Below are 22,098 nucleotides of genomic sequence, written 5' to 3'. Positions count from 1 at the left end.
TATATCTGGCAATTTATTGCGCAGAATCGGCATCATGTTTTGATTAGCGAGTATAGTCTTCATTATTAATTTTCCAATCCACTATACGAATTGAGGACAGGTTATGCAGGCTTTGATCTTAGAACAGCAGGACGGAAAAACCCTCGCATCCGTTCAACCCCTCGACGAAAATCAGCTACCGGAAGGCGATGTAACGGTGGATGTCCACTGGTCAAGCCTGAACTATAAAGACGCCCTGGCTATCACCGGCAAGGGAAAAATCATTCGTAATTTTCCGATGATTCCTGGTATCGATTTCGCTGGTACCGTGCGTGCAAGCGAAGATCCCCGTTTTCATGCGGGTCAGGAGGTTTTACTGACCGGTTGGGGCGTAGGTGAAAATCATTGGGGTGGACTGGCAGAACGCGCACGCGTGAAAGGCGACTGGCTGGTTGCGCTGCCAAAAGGGCTGGATGGACGTAAAGCCATGGTCATCGGTACCGCTGGCTTTACCGCCATGCTTTGCGTCATGGCGCTTGAAGATGCAGGAATTCGTCCGCAAGACGGTGAGATTGTCGTCACTGGTGCCAGCGGAGGCGTGGGCAGCACAGCCGTTGCGTTACTGCATAAGCTGGGTTATCAGGTTGCGGCGGTTTCGGGTCGTGAAAGCACCCACGCCTACCTGAAAAGCCTGGGCGCTAATCGTATTCTTGGCCGCGATGAATTTGCTGAATCTCGCCCGCTGGAAAAACAGCTGTGGGCTGGCGCGGTGGATACCGTTGGCGACAAAGTTCTGGCGAAAGTCCTCGCGCAGATGAACTACGGCGGCTGTGTTGCCGCCTGCGGCCTGGCGGGCGGTTTCGCTCTGCCAACAACCGTGATGCCATTCATTCTGCGTAACGTTCGTTTGCAAGGAGTGGACTCGGTGATGACCCCGCCGGCACGCCGTGCAGAAGCCTGGGCGCGTCTGGTTAAGGATCTGCCGGAATCTTTCTATGCTCAGGCGGCAACGGAAATTACGCTGGCGGATGCGCCGAAGTTCGCCGATGCCATCATCAATAACCAGGTGCAAGGCCGTACGCTGGTGAAGGTGAAGTAACAGACCCTGGCGCAGAAATTTACACTTAATTAACGAAATTTCGCGGCACATCTACAGACTCCCTGCCATATTAACTACGCGTCCCCTGTCAGTTATGACGCGTAAGCCGGGAGTCTGTTATGAAGAAATTACGTCCATTTACAGAAGCCGACGTCACTGACGAGTCGGCTTTTTTTATGCAGCGTCGCCAGGTGCTGAAAGCATTAGGGATCAGCGCAGCCGCGTTGTCTTTACCCCACTCTGCGCAGGCTGACCTTCTGAGTTGGTTTAAGGGTAATGACCGCCCGCCCGCGCCCGCGGGAAAGCCGCTTGATTTCAGCAAGCCCGCCGCCTGGCAAAATTCGCTTCCTTTAACCCCAGCGGATAAAGTTTCTGGCTACAACAACTTCTATGAATTCGGTCTCGACAAAGCGGATCCGGCAGCCAACGCAGGTAGCCTGAAAACCGATCCGTGGACATTAAAAATCAGTGGTGAGGTCGCCAAACCACTCACTCTCGATCACGATACCTTGACCACCCGTTTCCCGCTGGAGCAACGGATTTACCGCATGCGCTGCGTGGAAGCCTGGTCAATGGTCGTGCCGTGGATTGGCTTTCCGTTACATAAACTGTTGGCGCAGGTAGAACCCACCAGCAATGCGAAGTATGTCGCGTTCGAAACGCTGTACGCACCGGAGGAAATGCCAGGACAAAAAGATCGCTTTATTGGCGGCGGGCTGAAGTATCCCTATGTTGAAGGGTTGCGCCTGGATGAAGCGATGCACCCACTCACACTGCTTACCGTGGGGGTTTATGGTAAGGCCCTTCCGCCACAAAATGGCGCGCCCATTCGCTTAATTGTGCCGTGGAAATATGGATTTAAAGGCATTAAGTCGATCGTGAGTATCAAACTCACGCGCGAACGCCCTCCGACAACCTGGAATCTGGCCGCGCCCAATGAATACGGATTTTATGCCAACGTGAATCCGCATGTCGATCATCCCCGCTGGTCCCAGGCCACTGAGCGTTTTATTGGCTCAGGCGGTATTCTGGACGTACAGCGTCAGCCCACCCTGATGTTTAACGGCTATGCCGAAGAGGTTGCGTCACTGTATCGCGGACTCAATTTGCAGGAGAATTTTTAAGTGCGTCTGACCGCAAAGCACATTACCGGGCTAAAAGTTTGCCTGCATCTTGCCGGTTTTTTGCCGTTTATCTGGCTATTTTGGGCGATAAATCACGGCGGCCTGAGCGCCGATCCGGTCAAAGATATCCAGCACTTTACCGGTAGGACAGCTCTGAAATTCTTGCTGGCGACCTTGCTGGTCTCTCCACTCGCGCGCTACGCTAAACAGCCATTATTGATACGCACACGTCGCCTGTTAGGGCTATGGTGTTTCGCCTGGGCAACGCTGCATTTAACCAGCTACGCGTTACTGGAACTGGGCATTAATAATCTGGCGTTGTTAGGGCGGGAATTAATTACGCGACCTTATTTAACCTTGGGCATTGTCAGTTGGGTCATATTATTCGCCCTCACCTTAACGTCCACGCAGGCTGCACAGCGAAAGCTGGGTAAAAACTGGCAGTATTTGCACAACTTCGTCTATCTTGTGGCGATCCTGGCACCCATACATTATCTGTGGTCGGTAAAAATTATCTCCCCTCAACCGATTATTTATGCAGCGCTCGCTGCGGTGCTGTTAGCGTGCCGTTACAAGAAGTTTCGCCAGTGGTGGCGGTAGTTTCACGATATGTGCAGTGCGTTGCAAAACACGGACGATCCGATTTTCTTTACATGTTAACGGTTGATTATCTTCCCTGATAAGACCAGTATTTAGCTGCCAATTGCTACGAAATAGTTATAATGTGCGACTTTGCTATCCCCGGTAGCGTTTTTAAGGCGCTGAAAGGGTGACAATCGCATATTGAAGGTATATTTTGTCTTTTACCCGAAAATGGCAGAAGATAGCCGCACAATGACTAACAAGTCTGGCAATCTCACTTAATGGCAGCAGCACCCAGTGCAGCGCCTGAGATGCGTGGCATCTTGTCACTCACTGTTATAAAAATGCTATACAGACGGCGGTAAAACGCCTGTCACAATCTCACTAAACAAAGAGTACGGAACCCACTCATGGATATTCGTAAGATTAAAAAACTGATCGAGCTGGTTGAAGAATCAGGCATCTCCGAACTGGAAATTTCTGAAGGCGAAGAATCTGTACGCATCAGCCGTGCAGCGCCAGCTGCAAGTTTTCCGATGATGCAACAGGCTTATGCTGCACCAGTGATGCAGCAACCAGCTCTGTCTAACGCTGTCGCACAAACTGCCTCTCCAAGTATGGAAGCTCCGGCAGCAGCGGAAATCAGTGGTCACATCGTACGCTCCCCAATGGTTGGTACGTTCTACCGCACCCCGAGCCCGGATGCTAAAGCGTTCATCGAAATCGGACAGAAAGTGAATGCGGGCGATACCCTGTGCATCGTTGAAGCCATGAAAATGATGAACCAGATCGAAGCCGACAAATCCGGCGTAGTTAAAGCGATCCTGGTAGAAAGTGGTCAACCGGTAGAATTTGACGAGCCGCTGGTCGTCATCGAATAACGAGGCGAACATGTTGGATAAAATTGTTATCGCCAACCGCGGCGAGATTGCCCTGCGTATTCTTCGTGCCTGTAAAGAACTGGGCATCAAGACTGTCGCTGTGCATTCAAGTGCGGATCGCGATTTAAAACACGTATTGCTGGCGGATGAGACGGTCTGTATCGGCCCGGCTCCGTCCGTAAAAAGCTATCTGAACATCCCGGCTATCATCAGCGCCGCTGAAATCACCGGCGCGGTGGCAATTCACCCGGGCTATGGCTTCCTCTCTGAGAACGCCAATTTTGCTGAGCAGGTAGAGCGTTCTGGCTTTATCTTCATCGGCCCGAAAGCCGACACCATCCGCCTGATGGGCGACAAAGTGTCCGCAATCACCGCGATGAAGAAAGCGGGCGTACCGACAGTCCCAGGCTCTGACGGTCCGCTGGGCGATGACATGGACGCTAACCGCGCTCATGCTAAACGCATCGGCTACCCGGTTATCATCAAAGCCTCCGGCGGCGGCGGCGGTCGCGGTATGCGCGTCGTGCGCAGCGATGCCGAACTGGCACAATCCATCTCCATGACCAAAGCGGAAGCAAAAGCCGCTTTCAATAACGACATGGTCTACATGGAGAAATACCTGGAAAACCCACGCCACATTGAAATTCAGGTGCTGGCTGACGGTCAGGGTAACGCGATTTATCTGGCAGAACGTGACTGCTCCATGCAGCGTCGTCACCAGAAAGTTGTCGAAGAAGCACCAGCGCCGGGCATTACCCCGGAACTGCGTCGCTACATCGGCGAGCGTTGCGCCAAAGCGTGTGTTGATATCGGCTATCGCGGGGCGGGTACTTTCGAGTTCCTGTTCGAAAACGGCGAGTTCTACTTCATTGAGATGAACACCCGTATTCAGGTTGAACACCCGGTAACCGAAATGATCACCGGCGTTGATCTGATCAAAGAGCAGCTGCGCATCGCAGCGGGTCAACCGCTGTCCATCAAGCAGGACGAAGTTGTGGTTAAAGGCCATGCGGTAGAATGCCGTATCAACGCCGAAGACCCGAACACCTTCCTGCCAAGCCCGGGTAAAATCACGCGTTTCCACGCGCCGGGTGGCTTTGGTGTGCGTTGGGAGTCTCATATTTACGCAGGCTACACCGTACCTCCGTACTATGACTCAATGATCGGTAAGCTGATCTGCTATGGCGAAAACCGCGACGTCGCTATCGCCCGTATGAAAAACGCATTGCAGGAACTGATCATCGACGGTATCAAAACCAACGTTGACCTGCAGATCCGTATCATGAATGACGAGCACTTCCAGCACGGTGGAACCAATATCCACTACCTGGAGAAAAAACTCGGACTTCAGGAAAAGTAAGCGTGCGTTAACCGAAAAGGCCGGAAATTCCGGCCTTTTGTTTTTCTCCCCTCCCGCACGTGCCATAAGGTACAATCCCCGCTTTCTTTATCCACAAGGGACAAAAAATGGACGCTCGTTTTGTTCAGGCCCATAAAGAGGCGCGCTGGGCGCTGTGGCTAACCCTTTTATATCTGGTCACATGGTTAGTGGCCGCTTACTTACCAGATTCAACGCTGGGTTTTACCGGCTTACCGCACTGGTTCGAAATGGCCTGCCTGCTAACGCCGCTGGTTTTTATCGTGCTGTGCTGGGCGATGGTGAAGTTTATCTATCGCGACATTCCGTTGGAGGATGACGATGCAGCTTGAAGTTATTTTTCCGCTGGTCGCCTATCTTCTGGTGGTCTTCGGTCTCTCAGTTTATGCCATGCGCAAGAGATCGACCGGTACCTTCCTGAATGAATATTTCCTCGGCAGCCGCTCCATGGGCGGCGTCGTGTTAGCGATGACGCTAACGGCAACCTACATTAGCGCCAGCTCGTTTATTGGCGGTCCTGGTGCCGCTTACAAATACGGACTGGGATGGGTGCTGCTAGCGATGATCCAGTTGCCCGCCGTATGGCTCTCATTGGGGATTCTTGGTAAGAAATTCGCCATTCTGGCACGCCGTTATAATGCGGTTACCCTCAACGATATGCTATTTGCACGCTACCAGAGCCGCCTGCTGGTATGGCTGGCAAGCCTCAGCCTGTTGGTCGCGTTTGTCGGGGCAATGACCGTACAGTTTATTGGCGGCGCACGTTTGCTGGAAACCGCAGCAGGTATCCCCTACGAAACCGGCCTGCTGATTTTTGGCGTCAGCATCGCGTTATACACGGCGTTCGGCGGCTTTCGCGCTAGCGTGTTGAACGACACCATGCAGGGCATGGTGATGCTGATTGGTACTATCGTTTTGCTGGTCGGCGTTGTTCATGCTGCCGGTGGCCTCAGCAATGCGGTGGTAACCCTGCAGACTATCGATCCTAAACTGGTTTCGCCGCAGGGCGCTGATGACATTTTGTCACCCACGTTTATGACCTCATTCTGGGTGCTGGTATGCTTTGGCGTGATTGGCCTGCCGCATACGGCGGTACGCTGTATCTCTTATAAAGACAGTAAAGCGGTACACCGCGGCATTATCATCGGCACCATCGTGGTGGCGATCCTGATGTTTGGTATGCATCTGGCGGGCGCCCTGGGACGGGCGGTAATCCCTGACCTGACGGTACCGGATCTGGTAATCCCTACGCTGATGGTCAAAGTCCTGCCGCCGGTCGCTGCCGGGATTTTCCTCGCCGCGCCTATGGCTGCGATTATGTCGACGATCAATGCCCAATTGCTGCAAAGTTCCGCTACGATCATTAAGGATTTGTACCTGAACCTTCGCCCGGAACAGCTGGAAAACGAAACCCGGCTGAAACGCATGTCGGCAGTGATTACCCTGCTGCTGGGCGCGTTACTGTTGCTGGCCGCCTGGAAACCGCCAGAGATGATTATCTGGCTTAATCTGCTGGCGTTTGGCGGACTGGAAGCCGTCTTCCTGTGGCCGCTGGTGCTGGGCCTCTATTGGGAGCGGGCAAACGCGTCAGGCGCATTGAGCGCGATGATTGTCGGCGGCGTGCTTTATGCTCTACTCGCTACCTTTAACGTTCAGTTCCTGGGCTTCCATCCGATCGTGCCCTCGTTACTGATAAGCTTGCTGGCTTTCCTGATAGGCAACCGTTTCGGTTCCGCCGTCCCGCAAGCCGCCATATTGACTACTGATAAATAAAGAGTTTTGCCATGCCATGGATCCAACTGAAACTGAACACGACCGGTGCCAACGCTGAAGAGTTGAGCGATGCGCTGATGGAAGCGGGCTCCGTTTCCATTACTTTCCAGGATACGCATGATACGCCGGTATTTGAACCTCTGCCGGGCGAGACTCGCCTGTGGGGTGATACCGACGTTATCGGCTTGTTCGATGCAGAAACCGACATGAAAGAAGTAGTTGCTATCCTGGAACAGCATCCGCTGCTGGGTGAAGGCTTCGCGCATAAAATCGAACAGCTCGAAGACAAAGACTGGGAACGCGAATGGATGGATAACTTCCACCCGATGCGCTTTGGTGAACGTCTGTGGATTTGCCCAAGCTGGCGCGATGTCCCGGATGAGAATGCTGTCAACGTGATGCTGGACCCGGGTCTGGCGTTTGGTACAGGCACGCACCCCACTACCTCTCTGTGCCTGCAATGGCTGGACGGTCTTGATCTTAACGGTAAAACGGTTATCGACTTTGGCTGCGGCTCCGGCATTCTTGCCATTGCGGCGCTGAAGCTGGGTGCGGCGAAAGCCATTGGCGTGGATATCGATCCGCAAGCGATTCAGGCCAGCCGTGATAACGCCCAGCGTAATGGTGTTTCTGAGCGTCTGGAGCTTTATCTGCCGAAAGACCAGCCAGAGGCGATGAAAGCCGACGTGGTGGTCGCCAACATCCTTGCTGGCCCATTACGTGAACTGGCTCCGTTAATCAGCGTACTGCCCGTTGAGGGCGGTTTGCTGGGGCTTTCTGGTATTCTTGCCAGCCAGGCGGAAAGCGTCTGTGAAGCCTATGCCGATCTCTTTACGCTCGATCCGGTTATCGAGAAAGAAGAGTGGTGTCGCATTACCGGCCAGAAAAAATAATCCCTTCCGGCGTGGTTATCTGACCACGCCATTTTCAGACAATTGACCAGCATACCGACACTTTCCTCAGCGATATAATAATCAATTGATTTTGTTATTTTTTATATTGATTCTCGTTGAGTAAACGTATGCGTTTCAACTGTTTTACAACAACTTTGCTGGCAGCATGCATGATGCCACTGACCACGCTGGCCGTACCATGGGGATATACCGAAGAAAACGGCCCCGCACGGTGGGGAGAAATCAGCAAAGCGTATGCAACGTGCCAGACAGGCATAAACCAATCCCCCATAGACATCCAGACCACCACAACCAGTAAACTCGGTCTCCCCGCGCTGAACATGCAGTACGTCGATGGCCCAACTAGATTTCGGAGCATTAACCATACGTTGCAAGCAACGATGAGTAGCTACGCATCTAATTCTATTGAAATTGATGAAACGCTTTATTATTTAAAACAATTTGATTTTCATGCCCCGAGCGAACATACCCTCAACGGTAAAACCTATCCGCTGGAGCTGCAGCTGGTCCACAAAAATCAATCCGGAGACATCGCTATCGTGGCGGTTATGTTTGATATCGGCGAACCAAACCAGGCGATTCAAAATTTGTGGGAGTCCTTTCCAACCATGGAGGACAGCAGCATGGCCATCTTCTCGCCGGTCGATATCCACCAGCTTTTACCCGACAATAAAACCTACTGGCGCTACCGTGGTTCGTTAACAACGCCTCCCTGCACCGAAGGCGTCACCTGGACTATCCTGAAAACGCCTGTTGCTCTTTCTGCCGAACAGATGGATAAATTCCACTACATTGTTGGGACGGCAAACAATCGCCCGCTGCAGCCGTTGAATGAACGCAAGATTACGGACAGCTATTCTGGGGATACCGAGATCCTGTACTAAAATGAGGTAGCGATCACACAATGACGAGGTAATTTGCTGATTAATTCAGCAGAATATCTTGTCAGTACCGTCTGCAGCTGAAGAAAAAATGAGAAGTTACGCAAAATTATATGTGTATATAAAATCGACACATTTTTATAATGCGATGATTTATATGATTAAATATTTTCATGCGTTCACATTTACGGCAATTCATTGATCCACCTCAGTGGATTGGTCAAAGTTTGGCCTTTCATCTCGTGCGAAAAATGCGTAATATACGCCGCCTTGCAGTCACAGTATGGTCATTTCTTAACTCATGCGCATCGGACAATACCAGCTCAGAAATCGCCTGATCGCAGCACCTATGGCTGGCATCACTGACAGACCATTCAGGACGCTGTGCTATGAGATGGGAGCAGGATTGACAGTATCCGAGATGATGTCTTCTAACCCGCAGGTTTGGGAAAGTGACAAGTCTCGTTTACGGATGGTGCACGTTGATGAGCCAGGAATTCGCACGGTGCAAATTGCCGGTAGCGACCCTGTTGAGATGGCCGATGCCGCACGTATTAACGTGGAAAGCGGCGCCCAGATTATTGATATCAATATGGGGTGTCCGGCTAAAAAAGTGAATCGCAAGCTCGCAGGTTCAGCCCTCTTGCAGTACCCGGATTTAGTGAAATCGATACTAACCGAGGTCGTCAATGCAGTGGACGTTCCTGTCACACTCAAGATTCGCACCGGCTGGGCTCCGGAACACCGTAACTGCGTAGAGATTGCCCAACTGGCTGAAGACTGTGGCATTCAGGCTCTGACCATTCATGGACGCACCCGCGCCTGTTTGTTCAATGGAGATGCTGAGTACGACAGTATTCGGGCAGTTAAGCAGAAAGTTTCCATTCCGATTATCGCGAATGGCGACATTACTGACCCGCATAAAGCCAGAGCTGTACTCGACTATACGGGGGCGGATGCCCTGATGATAGGACGTGCAGCTCAGGGAAGACCCTGGATCTTTCGGGAAATCCAGCATTATCTGGACACTGGGGAGCTGCTGCCCCCGCTGCCTCTGGCAGAGGTGAAGCGCTTGCTTTGTGCGCACATTCGGGAACTGCACGACTTTTATGGTCAGGCAAAAGGGTACCGAATTGCGCGTAAACACGTATCCTGGTATCTCCAGGAACACGCTCCGGATGACCAGTTTCGGCGCACATTCAACGCCATTGAAGATTCCAGCGAACAGCTGGCGGCGTTGGAGGCATACTTCGAAAATTTTGCGTAAACAGAAATAAAGAGCTGACAGAACTATGTTCGAACAACGCGTAAATTCTGACGTACTGACCGTTTCTACCGTTAACTCTCAGGACCAGGTAACTCAAAAGCCCCTGCGTGACTCGGTTAAACAGGCACTGAAGAACTATTTTGCTCAATTGAATGGTCAGGATGTGAATGATCTCTATGAGCTGGTACTGGCTGAAGTAGAACAGCCCCTGTTGGACATGGTGATGCAATACACCCGCGGTAACCAGACCCGTGCTGCCCTGATGATGGGCATCAACCGTGGTACGCTGCGTAAAAAACTGAAAAAATACGGCATGAACTGATACTAATCAGTTAAATGTTTGTTTTAAAAGGCGCTACTCGGCATGGGGAAGCGCCTTTTTTATTGACGTCACACGGGAGGCTTTGGCGATGAACGCGAGATGTGAACCTGTCTATTTTGGCGATGAATCTAAAAAGATAATCCTGGGTGACGCGCTAACTGAACTGAAAAAACTGCCGTCTGAAAGCGTTGAACTCATTTTTGCTGACCCTCCTTATAACATCGGGAAAGACTTTGACGGGATGGTTGAATCCTGGGACGAAGAGACCTTTCTGGCGTGGTTGTTTGAGTGCATCGACGAGTGCCATCGCATCCTCAAACCACACGGCACCATGTACATCATGAACAGTACGGAGAACATGCCGTACATTGACCTCAAATGCCGCCCGCTTTTTACCATCAAGAGTCGTATCGTGTGGTCATACGATAGCTCAGGGGTACAGGCCAAAAATTACTTTGGTTCGATGTATGAACCGATCCTGATGATGGTCAAAGATCAGAAAAACTACACATTTAATCGTGACGATATTCTGGTTGAAGCCAAAACTGGCGCTAAACGCGCGCTAATAGACTACAGAAAAAACCCGCCGCAGCCCTACAATCAGAAAAAAGTGCCGGGCAATGTCTGGGAGTTCCCACGCGTACGCTATCTGATGGACGAATACGAAAACCACCCCACCCAGAAACCCAAAGCCCTCCTGGAGCGTATAATTCTGGCGTCCTCGAACCCAGATGACAAGGTACTCGATCCGTTCGCCGGCAGCTTCACCACCGGAGCTACCGCCGTGGAATTGGGTCGCAAGTTTGTCGGGATTGAGATCAATACTGAATACGTAAAAATGGGGCTCAGAAGACTGAGTATCGGTTCTCATTTTTCAGAAATTGAGCTTGCCAAGGTGAAAAAACGTAAGACAAAAAACCTGTCTAAAAAGAGTCGATTGACGGCAAAGAGTGGCGATCTTTCAACAAAGTAAAGGCATTGTAAGTCTGCTTTTCAGCTTAAAAATTTCGTGTATATTCCCTGCACACTTGGGCATGAATACACAGGGTTTAGGAATGATTCGCAAGTATTGGTGGCTGGTTGTTTTTGCGGTCTTCGTTTTTCTTTTTGATGCGCTGCTCATCCAATGGATAGAGCTGATGACAACAGAGCACGACAAGTGCCGGAATATGAACTCAGTGAATCCCCTTAAGCTGGTCAACTGCGTCGACCTCGAATAGCACCTCAGATAACACTTCGACAGCCGTCAGCCTCTGGCGGTAAAAACTATCCGACCTGGTTTTCACTCTGCATTAATTGCATGACGCTACCGTCTGGGCTTAACATTTTTAGTACATTATCAACTAATACTGGAGCTTGCCCATATAGATCATAACTCACTGGATTCATTAACCAGTTTTTTATAATTCCGCTAAAACTACCGTGCAGAATAATGATGATGACATCTAAATCAAGAGTGGTGGCAATCAGATTGTCATCTACACACTTTTGCAGGGAATCACGAATGCTTTGATGACTGATACCTATTTTATCGCGAATAGCCTGCTCAGATATCATATCGTTATGAAATTCACACTTATGATATAAAATCTGCATTAATGCCTGCTGACGAGGGTTCTCTGCAATATATTGTAACCCCACCACAAACTTTTCTCGCAATCGCTGTAAAGGGTTATCACCCCAACGACCAATTAACTTGTCCTGAATAAGATCGCGTAAAGGTGGTTGTTGTAACCATAGCTCATTAAACAATTGAGTTTTATTTTCGAAATGCCAATAGAGCGCGCCACGCGTCACGCTGGCGGCATCCGCAATGTCGTTTAGCGTCGTATTGCTTACGCCACGTGCGGCAAACTGTACAATTGCCGTTTCTATCAGGTGCTGCCGCGTTTTAAGGGCATCAGCTTTCGTTTTTCTGGCCATGGTTCCGACTGTCTGAGGTAGAGTAGAGAATGATTAACTTTCTTATCTAATATTTGCGATACGGAACAAATGTATCACTTAGAATTTATTTAAACGAGTTCTAAAAAATATTATTACGGACTTTGCACACGAATAAACAAAACGAATACCAACAACAAATATATTCATAAACCAAATGTTTATTTCAATTTGTGTTTATGAGAATCATAGTATTGCTATTAACACCACAATGAAACAGCTGTCGATTAATCTTTTTTTGCTTTTACGTGCCGTGTATCGTGCCCATAAATAAGTATTGCTTACATCGCAAGCTAATAATTTGTAGGATAGCCAACTATTATTTTTCTTGTGCGCGTTATCGCCCCTGCGTTACCCGGTTAATAACGAGCGTTCGGTTTTTTAAGGAATAGAAATGACGAAAAATGCCAGGTTTTCACTCCTGCCCTCATTCATCATCGTCTCCGCTGCATTACTCGCCGGTTGTAACGATCAGGGAGAAACACAAGCTCATCCCGCAGAACCGCAGGTGACTGTCCATGTCGTCGAAAAGGCTCCTTTAGCCGTAACGACCGAATTACCCGGGCGCACAACGGCATTCCGAATTGCAGAAGTTCGTCCCCAGGTCAGCGGGATAGTGCTTAAACGGAATTTCACTGAGGGAAGCGATATTGAAGCCGGACAGTCACTTTATCAGATCGATCCCGCGACTTATCAGGCTGACTATGACAGCGCCAAAGGTGAACTGGCGAAGAGTGAAGCGGCGGCTGCAATCGCGCATTTAACGGTAAAACGCTATGTGCCGTTGGTTGGCACCAAGTACATCAGCCAGCAAGAGTACGATCAGGCAATTGCTGATGCTCGTCAGGCCGATGCCTCCGTGATCGCGGCAAAAGCGGCGGTCGAAAGCGCGCGTATCAATCTGGCCTATACCAAAGTGACATCGCCAATTAGCGGACGCATCGGTAAATCTAACGTCACCGAAGGTGCATTAGTCACGAATGGCCAAGCTACAGAGCTTGCTACCGTTCAACAGCTCGATCCCATTTACGTCGACGTGACACAGTCCAGTAACGACTTTATGCGCCTCAAACAGTCCGTTGAACAAGGGAGTCTGCATAAAGACAGCGCCAGCAGTACTGTCGAACTGGTGATGGAAAATGGTCAGTCATACCCGCTAAAAGGTTCTTTGCAGTTTTCTGATGTGACGGTTGATGAAAGCACCGGCTCAATCACCCTCAGAGCCGTGTTCCCTAACCCACAGCACACGCTGTTGCCGGGCATGTTTGTGCGCGCACGCATTGATGAAGGCGTCCAGCCGAATGCCATTCTCGTTCCGCAGCAGGGGGTAACGCGTACTCCTCGCGGTGATGCCACCGTAATGGTCGTTAACGACAAGAGTCAGGTTGAGTCTCGCGCAGTCGTTGCCGCACAAGCTATTGGTGACAAGTGGCTCATCAGCGAAGGCCTGCAACCGGGTGACAAAGTTATCGTGAGCGGCTTACAGAAAGCACGTCCAGGCGTTCAGGTTAAAGCAACCGCCGATACCGAAACCCCTGCCACGAAAGCCCAATAAGGTAACCGGACATGGCTAACTTTTTTATCAGGCGTCCTATCTTTGCCTGGGTATTGGCTATCATTCTGATGATGGCGGGTGCTCTGGCAATCATGCAACTGCCCGTGGCACAGTACCCAACCATTGCGCCTCCTGCGGTCGCCATTTCTGCCACCTACCCTGGTGCAGATGCACAGACGGTTCAGGATACAGTCACACAGGTTATCGAACAGAATATGAATGGTATCGATAACCTGATGTATATGTCCTCCACCAGCGACTCGGCCGGGAGTGTGACTATTACACTGACTTTCCAGTCCGGTACCGATCCCGATATCGCGCAAGTGCAGGTGCAAAATAAACTGCAGCTCGCCACTCCGCTACTGCCGCAAGAAGTTCAGCAGCAAGGGATCAGCGTCGAGAAATCCAGCAGCAGCTTTTTGATGGTTGCGGGTTTTGTTTCTGACAACCCACAAACCACACAGGATGACATTTCCGACTACGTCGCTTCGAACGTTAAAGACTCAATCAGCCGTCTGAATGGCGTGGGTGACGTGCAGCTGTTTGGTGCACAGTACGCCATGCGCATCTGGCTGGATGCAAACTTATTGAACAAATATCAGCTCACGCCGGTTGATGTGATCAATCAGTTGAAGGTACAGAACGATCAGATTGCCGCAGGTCAGTTAGGGGGGACGCCTGCATTACCTAACCAGCAGCTTAACGCTTCTATCATTGCGCAAACGCGACTGAAAGACCCTGAAGAGTTCGGCAAAGTGACTTTACGCGTGAACAGCGATGGTTCGGTTGTTCACCTGAAAGACGTCGCACGTATCGAGTTAGGCGGGGAAAACTACAACGTCGTGGCGCGTATTAACGGTAAGCCTGCATCCGGCCTTGGGATCAAGCTGGCAACCGGGGCAAACGCGCTGGATACCGCGAACGCGATTAAAGCCAAGCTGGTTGAACTGCAACCATTCTTCCCGCAGGGAATGAAGGTGGTCTACCCGTACGACACGACGCCATTTGTGACCATCTCCATTCATGAAGTGGTAAAAACACTGTTTGAAGCGATCGTGCTGGTGTTCCTGGTCATGTATTTGTTCCTGCAAAACATCCGGGCAACGCTCATTCCGACCATCGCCGTACCTGTCGTATTGTTGGGCACATTTGCCGTGCTTGCTGCGTTTGGCTACTCAATAAACACCCTGACGATGTTCGGCATGGTGCTCGCCATCGGTCTATTGGTCGATGATGCGATAGTGGTGGTGGAAAACGTGGAACGCGTGATGATGGAGGATCATCTGCCGCCCAAAGAGGCGACGGAAAAATCCATGTCACAAATACAGGGAGCACTGGTTGGTATCGCCATGGTGCTGTCTGCGGTATTTATCCCGATGGCCTTCTTTGGCGGTTCAACCGGGGCTATCTATCGGCAGTTTTCCATCACCATCGTTTCCGCCATGGCGCTTTCAGTACTGGTCGCGCTGATCCTGACTCCCGCACTTTGTGCAACGTTGCTGAAGCCGGTATCAGCTGAACATCACGAGAAAAGAAGCGGTTTCTTTGGCTGGTTCAACGCCAAATTCGATCACAGCGTCAATCATTACACCAATAGCGTCAGCGGTATTGTGCGTAAAACTGGGCGTTACCTGGTCGTCTACCTGATAATCGTCATCGGGATGGCGGTGCTGTTTATGCGCCTGCCAACCTCCTTCCTGCCAGAGGAAGATCAGGGCGTCTTCCTGACGATGATTCAACTTCCTGCAGGCGCCACGCAAGAACGCACCCAGAAGGTGCTGGATCAGGTCACCCACTACTACCTGAACAATGAAAAAGCCAACGTTGAAAGCGTCTTTACGGTTAACGGCTTTAGCTTCAGCGGCCAGGGGCAAAACTCAGGGATGGCGTTCGTCAGCCTCAAGCCCTGGGAAGAACGTAGCGGTAACGAAAATAACGTTGAATCAATTATCGCCCGCGCTACCCGAGCGTTTAGTCAGATTCGTGATGGTCTGGTGTTCCCTTTCAACATGCCAGCCATCGTTGAACTGGGTACCGCGACGGGCTTCGACTTCGAGCTGATTGACCAGGGCGGGTTGGGGCATGCTGCGCTAACCCAGGCACGTAACCAACTGCTGGGCATGGTTGCCAAACACCCTGACCTGCTGGTTCGTGTGCGTCCAAACGGGCTCGAGGATACCGCACAGTTCAAGCTGGATGTCGATCAGGAGAAAGCGCAAGCGCTTGGTGTCTCACTGTCTGATATCAACGAAACCATCTCAGCTGCGCTGGGCGGCTATTACGTCAATGACTTCATTGACCGTGGTCGCGTGAAAAAAGTGTACGTACAAGCCGATGCCAAATTCCGTATGTTACCGGAGGACATCAATAATCTGTATGTCCGTAGCGCCAATGGCGAAATGGTTCCGTTCTCCACGTTCAGTTCCGCACACTGGATCTACGGCTCACCGCGCCTGGAGCGCTATAACGGTATGCCTTCTATGGAACTGCTGGGAGAAGCAGCGCCTGGCAGAAGTACCGGTGAAGCAATGGCGCTAATGGAAAGCCTGGCGGAAAAACTGCCAAACGGTATTGGTCATGACTGGACGGGGATGTCCTATCAGGAACGACTGTCGGGTAACCAGGCTCCTGCGCTGTATGCCATCTCACTAATCGTTGTCTTCCTTTGCCTTGCCGCATTGTATGAAAGCTGGTCTATTCCTTTCTCGGTGATGCTGGTTGTACCGCTCGGTGTTGTGGGCGCATTGTTAGCAGCATCACTGCGTGGGATGAATAACGATGTGTATTTCCAGGTTGGCTTACTAACCACAATCGGCCTCTCGGCTAAGAACGCCATCCTGATCGTCGAGTTTGCCAAAGACCTGATGGATAAAGAAGGCAAGGGGTTGATTGAAGCGACGCTGGAGGCATCGCGCATGCGTCTTCGTCCTATCCTGATGACATCCCTGGCCTTTATTCTGGGGGTTATGCCTCTGGTTATCAGTCACGGTGCAGGTAGTGGTGCGCAGAATGCGGTCGGTACCGGTGTTATGGGAGGAATGCTGACCGCAACATTGTTGGCTATCTTCTTCGTCCCCGTCTTCTTTGTTGTCGTAAGACGGCGATTTAGTCGGCACAACGATTAATTTGTAAAATAAAGGCGTCTACGGACGCCTTTTTCACCTACGATGCTCCTCTTTATTTATTAGTAAGATAGCCATTTATTTCATTTAAACTATCCCTCTAAACTCGCCTGCAGCCTTTCTTTTTATCCATTATTTTTACAATCCACATGAATTGAGATTATTCCTCATGTCAGTCCTTTTTTAAGAAGTGGTAAAATAATCGCCGAGTTCGCAGATGGCTTAGCGTTTGTCTTTGCTTAATTAGCGAAACGCTTATTTTGAGGTAACACCATGAAAAGATTAATATCCGTTGCACTGCTTACCGCATTCCTGGCTGGCTGTGCACACGATTCTCCTTGCGTACCTGTATACGACGATCAGGGACGCCTGGTTCATACCAATACCTGTATGAAAGGCACCACCCAGGATAACTGGGAAACAGCCGGAGCCATCGCCGGTGGTGCTGCAGCCGTTGCCGGACTGACGCTTGGGATTGTCGCCCTGACCAAATAAATCATATTAAAAGCGCGGTTATTACCGCGCTTTTAGCAATAAGCATAAAATCTACATATAAGACAAAACGTTGCTTAATAGAACCTGACATGTAATAAAATTATTATAGATTTCACTCACACATCTGCGATTTGAAATTAGCATTTTTTCTGATTTTCGTAACACCACATTTTCTTTTCATTATTCTCACGCCATTAATATTAACGCCAGAAATCGTTATCACGCGTCCTGTCTGATTTTTAAATTTTTTGCGCCGAAATGTGGCTTACGTTTCAATTTTGCACCACTTCAGGGCGCTGCATTTATTTTTTCCTGTCTACACTCTGCATATTGCGTCGAATAATCAGGCGCAAAAAACTGGCACTACCTTTGCTTAAAAGAGTATGGCCAAAGCCACAGACAGGTAAAAGACGTTTTCAGAACGTTTCCATAACAATAATTCCTCCACACAGGATGCTCTATGAAAAAGATGATAATCGCCAGCCTGGCTGCGGCCGGTGTGCTGCTTGCTGTTGCAAATCAGGCACATGCCGGCGCAACACTTGATGCCGTAAAGAAAAAAGGGTTTGTGCAATGTGGGATCAGCGACGGCTTGCCTGGCTTTTCTTACGCCGATGCAAGCGGCAAGTTCTCGGGTATTGATGTTGATGTATGTCGTGGCGTTGCCTCCGCCGTATTTGGCGATGATAGCAAAGTAAAATATACCCCGCTCACCGCCAAGGAACGCTTTACCGCATTACAGTCTGGTGAAGTCGACATGCTCTCTCGTAATACCACGTGGACCTCTTCTCGTGATGCCGGTATGGGCATGTCCTTCACTGGTGTAACGTATTACGACGGCATTGGTTTTCTTACCCACAATAAAGCAGGCCTGAAGAGCGCTAAAGAGCTGGATGGTGCAACGGTCTGTATTCAGGCGGGAACCGATACCGAACTAAACGTGGCCGACTACTTTAAAGCCAACAAGATGAAGTACACCCCCGTCACCTTTGACCGTTCGGATGAATCAGCCAAAGCTCTGGAATCTGGACGTTGCGATACGCTGGCTTCCGACCAGTCTCAGCTGTATGCCCTACGCATCAAGCTGAGCAATCCTGCGGAATGGATCGTCCTGCCAGAAGTTATTTCTAAAGAACCGCTGGGACCTGTCGTACGTCGCGGGGACGATGAGTGGTTCTCCATTGTTCGCTGGACACTGTTCGCCATGCTAAATGCGGAAGAAATGGGTGTTAACTCGAAAAACGTCGATGAAAAAGCGGCTAATCCAGCAACACCGGATATGGCACACCTGTTGGGTAAAGAAGGGGATTATGGCAAGGATCTGAAGCTTGATAACAAATGGGCCTACAACATTATCAAGCAAGTTGGTAACTATTCGGAGATCTTTGAACGTAACGTTGGATCGGAAAGTCCGCTGAAGATCAAACGTGGACAGAACAACCTCTGGAATAACGGTGGCATTCAGTATGCGCCACCGGTGCGCTAATGCGTAGTGATGTAACGGGCGCCGCAACTGCGGCGCTCAGCCCAGAGTCATAGTTACTGAGGTTTTCTTATGTTCCATCGCCGCTCAACCGTAAAAGGATCGTTATCCTTTTCTAACCCTGCGGTCCGCGCCTGGTTATTTCAAATACTCGCCGTCATTGCGGTTATCAGCATTGCGGTCTATCTCATTCATAACACGATAAATAACCTGAACAATAGCGGTATTACCTCGGGGTTTTCTTTTCTCGATCGCAGCGCCGGATTTGGCATTGTCCAGCATCTGATCGATTACGAGCAAGGCGATACGTATGGTCGTGTCTTTGTGGTCGGCCTGCTCAATACGCTGTTAGTTTCAGCACTGTGCATTGTTTTCGCATCAATTCTCGGTTTCTTTCTCGGGCTGGCACGCCTGTCAGATAACTGGTTATTGCGAAAGCTCTCGACGATCTACATCGAAACGTTCCGCAATATACCGCCGCTGCTGCAGATCTTCTTCTGGTATTTCGCCGTATTACGTAATCTGCCCGGCCCACGCCAGGCCGTTAACGCGCTGGATTTGATGTTCCTGAGTAACCGGGGGCTCTATATTCCGTCCCCGCAAATGGGAGAAGGTTTTTTTGCCTTTTGTACCGCTGTCGTTATCGCTATCGTCGTCACCATCGGATTATTTCGCTTCAACAGAATGCATCAGACCAAAACCGGTCAGCTACGTCGGACCTGGCCCACGGCTCTGGCGTTGATCGTACTTTTACCGGTGATTTCACAGTGGATGTTTGGCGCTGCGCTTCACTGGGATATTCCCGCGCTCCGTGGTTTTAACTTCCGTGGCGGTATGGTGCTTATTCCTGAACTGGCGGCACTGACTCTGGCGCTTTCGGTATATACCTCGGCATTTATTGCAGAAATTATTCGGGCGGGCATTCAGGCCGTTCCTTACGGCCAACATGAAGCCGCACGCTCGCTGGGTCTGCCAAATCCGGTGACGCTACGCCAGGTAATCATTCCACAGGCGCTACGCGTCATCATACCCCCACTGACCAGCCAGTACCTGAATATCGTCAAGAACTCTTCTCTTGCAGCCGCCATTGGCTACCCGGACATGGTTTCACTGTTTGCCGGCACGGTACTCAATCAAACAGGGCAAGCCATTGAAACGATCGCCATCACCATGTCGGTATACCTGATCATCAGTCTGAGTATTTCTTTGCTGATGAATATTTATAACCGCCGTATTGCACTGATTGAGCGCTAAGGAGCCATGATGACAAAAGCACTGCTGTCTCACCCCTCGCGCCAGCGCAGCAATCCGGCAAGCCGCTGTCTACTCTGGGTGCGTAAAAACCTGTTCTCCAGTTGGTCAAATAGCCTGCTCACCCTGCTATGCGTATGGCTGATTTGGTCATTTCTCCCGCCACTGTTGAACTGGGTATTCTTTCAGGCCAACTGGGTCGGTTCTACCCGGGCAGACTGTACCAAAGCCGGAGCCTGCTGGGTGTTCATCCATGAACGCTTCGGGCAATTCATGTATGGGCTTTATCCACACGATCAGCGTTGGCGCGTAAATCTGGCCCTGATAATTGGTCTGGCTTCTATTGTTCCGATGTTCTGGAAAACCATTCCCCACCGTGGCCGTTATATCGCTATCTGGGCAGTCATATATCCGATTGTCGTCTGGTGGCTGATGTACGGTGGTTTTTTCGGACTTGAACGCGTAGAAACCCGGCAGTGGGGCGGATTAACACTGACGCTTATTATTGCATCCGTGGGGATTGCAGGCGCGCTTCCATGGGGCATTTTACTGGCGTTGGGACGTCGTTCCCATATGCCAGTCGTGCGGGTTTTATCCGTCATTTTCATTGAGTTCTGGCGCGGTGTACCGTTGATTACTGTTCTGTTTATGTCCTCGGTCATGCTTCCTCTGTTTATGTCCGAAGGAACCAGTATCGACAAGCTTATCCGGGCGCTGGTCGGCGTTATTCTTTTCCAGTCGGCCTATGTCGCAGAAGTGGTTCGCGGAGGGTTACAGGCCCTACCGAAAGGTCAGTATGAGGCCGCTGAATCACTGGCGCTAGGGTACTGGAAAACTCAGGGGCTGGTCATTCTTCCGCAAGCCCTCAAGCTGGTTATCCCGGGTCTGGTTAACACGATTATCGCCCTGTTCAAGGATACCAGCCTGGTCATCATCATCGGTCTGTTTGATCTCTTCAGTAGCGTGCAGCAGGCAACTGTGGACCCTGCGTGGCTGGGTATGTCGACAGAAGGATATGTTTTCGCTGCACTGATTTACTGGATCTTCTGTTTCAGTATGTCGCGTTACAGCCAGCATCTGGAAAAACGTTTTAACACCGGGCGTACACCGCACTGAGGAATTTATGAGCCAATTATTAATGCCGTCTACCGACGCGATGATTACGCTGGAAAACGTCAACAAATGGTACGGACAGTTTCATGTCCTGAAAAACATCAACCTGAAGGTAAAACAGGGAGAGCGCATCGTATTATGCGGGCCTTCCGGTTCGGGTAAATCGACAACTATCCGCTGTATTAACCATCTGGAAGAACATCAGCAAGGACGCATAGTAGTGGATGGGATTGAGCTCAATGAAGACATCCGCAATATTGAGCGCGTCCGACAAGAAGTTGGCATGGTCTTTCAGCACTTTAATCTCTTTCCTCATTTAACTGTCTTGCAAAACTGCACGCTGGCGCCTATCTGGGTGCAAAAGATGCCGAAAAATGAGGCTGAAGTACTGGCAATGCACTACCTTGAGCGGGTCCGCATTGCCGAACATGCACATAAATATCCCGGGCAAATCTCTGGTGGACAACAACAGCGCGTGGCCATTGCACGCTCGCTGTGTATGAAACCCAAAATCATGTTATTTGATGAACCCACATCAGCGTTGGATCCTGAAATGGTAAAAGAAGTGCTGGATACCATGATAGGCCTGGCGCAATCGGGCATGACCATGCTATGTGTAACCCATGAAATGGGCTTTGCCCGCACAGTAGCTGACCGGGTGATCTTTATGGATCTTGGCGAGATTGTGGAACAGGCACCACCGGATGAGTTTTTTGCTCACCCCAAATCGGAACGCACTCGCGCGTTTTTATCGCAGGTTATTCATTAAATATATATGCCGGATAAAGTTCCGGTGGATTTCCGCGTATAAATGCAAAAAGGCCATCCTTTCGGATGGCCTTTTCACTTATTTGATGTCTGGCAGTTCCCTACTCTCGCATGGGGAGACCCCACACTACCATCGGCGCTACGGCGTTTCACTTCTGAGTTCGGCATGG

At 50.5% G+C, this 22,098-nt stretch carries 21 protein-coding genes and 1 rRNA gene; 20 read left to right on the top strand and 2 right to left on the bottom strand.

From position 1 onward, the window contains the following. The first annotated feature begins 103 nt into the window (after window positions 1–103). The 13 genes from acuI (at window position 104) to OGX83_RS03740 (ending at window position 11,420) form a co-directional block, all read left to right on the top strand. Window positions 104–1,078: an acrylyl-CoA reductase (NADPH) gene (gene acuI, locus OGX83_RS03800; protein ID WP_286587399.1), complete on the top strand. Its 975-nt coding sequence runs from the start codon at window positions 104–106 to the stop codon at window positions 1,076–1,078. Window positions 1,079–1,197: 119 nt separating this feature from the next. Next, complete coding sequence (gene msrP / locus OGX83_RS03795; protein WP_286587396.1) at window positions 1,198–2,202, top strand: protein-methionine-sulfoxide reductase catalytic subunit MsrP; 1,005 nt, start codon at window positions 1,198–1,200, stop codon at window positions 2,200–2,202. Continuing rightward, window positions 2,203–2,802: a protein-methionine-sulfoxide reductase heme-binding subunit MsrQ gene (gene msrQ / locus OGX83_RS03790; protein ID WP_032945157.1), complete on the top strand. Its 600-nt coding sequence runs from the start codon at window positions 2,203–2,205 to the stop codon at window positions 2,800–2,802. It abuts the gene before it with no gap. 392 nt (window positions 2,803–3,194) lie between these two features. Further along, window positions 3,195–3,665: an acetyl-CoA carboxylase biotin carboxyl carrier protein gene (gene accB / locus OGX83_RS03785; RefSeq protein WP_003025210.1), complete on the top strand. Its 471-nt coding sequence runs from the start codon at window positions 3,195–3,197 to the stop codon at window positions 3,663–3,665. A 10-nt stretch (window positions 3,666–3,675) separates the two neighbouring features. Further along, window positions 3,676–5,025: an acetyl-CoA carboxylase biotin carboxylase subunit gene (gene accC / locus OGX83_RS03780; RefSeq protein WP_003828838.1), complete on the top strand. Its 1,350-nt coding sequence runs from the start codon at window positions 3,676–3,678 to the stop codon at window positions 5,023–5,025. A gap of 107 nt (window positions 5,026–5,132) precedes the next feature. Continuing rightward, on the top strand, window positions 5,133–5,375 hold the full coding sequence (locus OGX83_RS03775; protein ID WP_003828839.1) for a YhdT family protein: 243 nt from the start codon (window positions 5,133–5,135) through the stop codon (window positions 5,373–5,375). Beyond that, window positions 5,365–6,816 (top strand): sodium/pantothenate symporter, encoded by a 1,452-nt coding sequence (panF, locus tag OGX83_RS03770; protein ID WP_020996361.1) that lies wholly within the window; start codon window positions 5,365–5,367, stop codon window positions 6,814–6,816. The genes OGX83_RS03775 and panF overlap by 11 nt, the downstream gene beginning before the upstream one ends. A gap of 11 nt (window positions 6,817–6,827) precedes the next feature. Next, the gene (gene prmA, locus OGX83_RS03765) at window positions 6,828–7,709 is read left to right on the top strand and encodes a 50S ribosomal protein L11 methyltransferase (protein ID WP_003025221.1); all 882 of its coding nucleotides are present in this window, start codon (window positions 6,828–6,830) and stop codon (window positions 7,707–7,709) included. Window positions 7,710–7,879: 170 nt separating this feature from the next. Continuing rightward, window positions 7,880–8,614 (top strand): carbonic anhydrase, encoded by a 735-nt coding sequence (locus OGX83_RS03760; protein ID WP_233097447.1) that lies wholly within the window; start codon window positions 7,880–7,882, stop codon window positions 8,612–8,614. A 298-nt stretch (window positions 8,615–8,912) separates the two neighbouring features. Then, complete coding sequence (gene dusB, locus OGX83_RS03755) at window positions 8,913–9,878, top strand: tRNA dihydrouridine synthase DusB (RefSeq protein WP_008785970.1); 966 nt, start codon at window positions 8,913–8,915, stop codon at window positions 9,876–9,878. Window positions 9,879–9,903: 25 nt separating this feature from the next. After that, window positions 9,904–10,200 (top strand): DNA-binding transcriptional regulator Fis, encoded by a 297-nt coding sequence (fis, locus tag OGX83_RS03750; RefSeq protein ID WP_000462905.1) that lies wholly within the window; start codon window positions 9,904–9,906, stop codon window positions 10,198–10,200. A gap of 88 nt (window positions 10,201–10,288) precedes the next feature. Then, window positions 10,289–11,173 carry an adenine-specific DNA-methyltransferase gene (gene yhdJ, locus OGX83_RS03745; protein WP_032945161.1) on the top strand — a complete coding sequence of 295 codons (885 nt, stop codon included), beginning with the start codon at window positions 10,289–10,291 and terminating at the stop codon, window positions 11,171–11,173. 82 nt (window positions 11,174–11,255) lie between these two features. Continuing rightward, the gene (locus tag OGX83_RS03740; protein WP_003025279.1) at window positions 11,256–11,420 is read left to right on the top strand and encodes a DUF2556 family protein; all 165 of its coding nucleotides are present in this window, start codon (window positions 11,256–11,258) and stop codon (window positions 11,418–11,420) included. Between the two features lie 46 nt (window positions 11,421–11,466). On the opposite strand, the gene envR is transcribed toward OGX83_RS03740, so the two are convergent. After that, the gene (gene envR, locus OGX83_RS03735) at window positions 11,467–12,123 is read right to left on the bottom strand and encodes an acrEF/envCD operon transcriptional regulator (RefSeq protein WP_048225757.1); all 657 of its coding nucleotides are present in this window, start codon (window positions 12,121–12,123) and stop codon (window positions 11,467–11,469) included. Between the two features lie 412 nt (window positions 12,124–12,535). On the opposite strand from envR, the gene OGX83_RS03730 reads away from it, so the two are divergent. The 7 genes from OGX83_RS03730 to OGX83_RS03700 all read left to right on the top strand — a co-directional run bounded on the left by OGX83_RS03730 (window position 12,536) and on the right by OGX83_RS03700 (window position 21,929). Next, window positions 12,536–13,696: an efflux RND transporter periplasmic adaptor subunit gene (locus OGX83_RS03730; protein ID WP_008785974.1), complete on the top strand. Its 1,161-nt coding sequence runs from the start codon at window positions 12,536–12,538 to the stop codon at window positions 13,694–13,696. An 11-nt stretch (window positions 13,697–13,707) separates the two neighbouring features. Next, window positions 13,708–16,821, top strand: coding sequence for an efflux RND transporter permease subunit (locus tag OGX83_RS03725; protein ID WP_008785975.1), 3,114 nt, complete (start codon window positions 13,708–13,710; stop codon window positions 16,819–16,821). A gap of 270 nt (window positions 16,822–17,091) precedes the next feature. Further along, on the top strand, window positions 17,092–17,313 hold the full coding sequence (locus OGX83_RS03720; RefSeq protein WP_003025292.1) for a lipoprotein: 222 nt from the start codon (window positions 17,092–17,094) through the stop codon (window positions 17,311–17,313). Window positions 17,314–17,773: 460 nt separating this feature from the next. After that, complete coding sequence (locus OGX83_RS03715; protein ID WP_008785976.1) at window positions 17,774–18,799, top strand: amino acid ABC transporter substrate-binding protein; 1,026 nt, start codon at window positions 17,774–17,776, stop codon at window positions 18,797–18,799. Between the two features lie 69 nt (window positions 18,800–18,868). Further along, the gene (locus OGX83_RS03710; RefSeq protein ID WP_079934965.1) at window positions 18,869–20,050 is read left to right on the top strand and encodes an amino acid ABC transporter permease; all 1,182 of its coding nucleotides are present in this window, start codon (window positions 18,869–18,871) and stop codon (window positions 20,048–20,050) included. Window positions 20,051–20,059: 9 nt separating this feature from the next. Continuing rightward, a complete protein-coding gene (locus OGX83_RS03705) occupies window positions 20,060–21,163 on the top strand; it encodes an amino acid ABC transporter permease (RefSeq protein WP_191227193.1) in 1,104 nt (367 codons plus the stop codon). Between the two features lie 7 nt (window positions 21,164–21,170). Further along, the gene (locus OGX83_RS03700) at window positions 21,171–21,929 is read left to right on the top strand and encodes an amino acid ABC transporter ATP-binding protein (RefSeq protein WP_286587393.1); all 759 of its coding nucleotides are present in this window, start codon (window positions 21,171–21,173) and stop codon (window positions 21,927–21,929) included. A gap of 87 nt (window positions 21,930–22,016) precedes the next feature. Here the strand turns inward: OGX83_RS03700 and rrf are convergent. After that, window positions 22,017–22,098, bottom strand: a 5S ribosomal RNA gene (rrf, locus tag OGX83_RS22840); the annotation flags it as partial.

Origin of the sequence: Citrobacter sp. Cpo074 (assembly GCF_030332745.1) — a bacterium.
Classification (GTDB): Bacteria; Pseudomonadota; Gammaproteobacteria; order Enterobacterales; family Enterobacteriaceae; genus Citrobacter; species Citrobacter portucalensis.
This window is presented reverse-complemented; position numbering and strand designations above follow the sequence as displayed.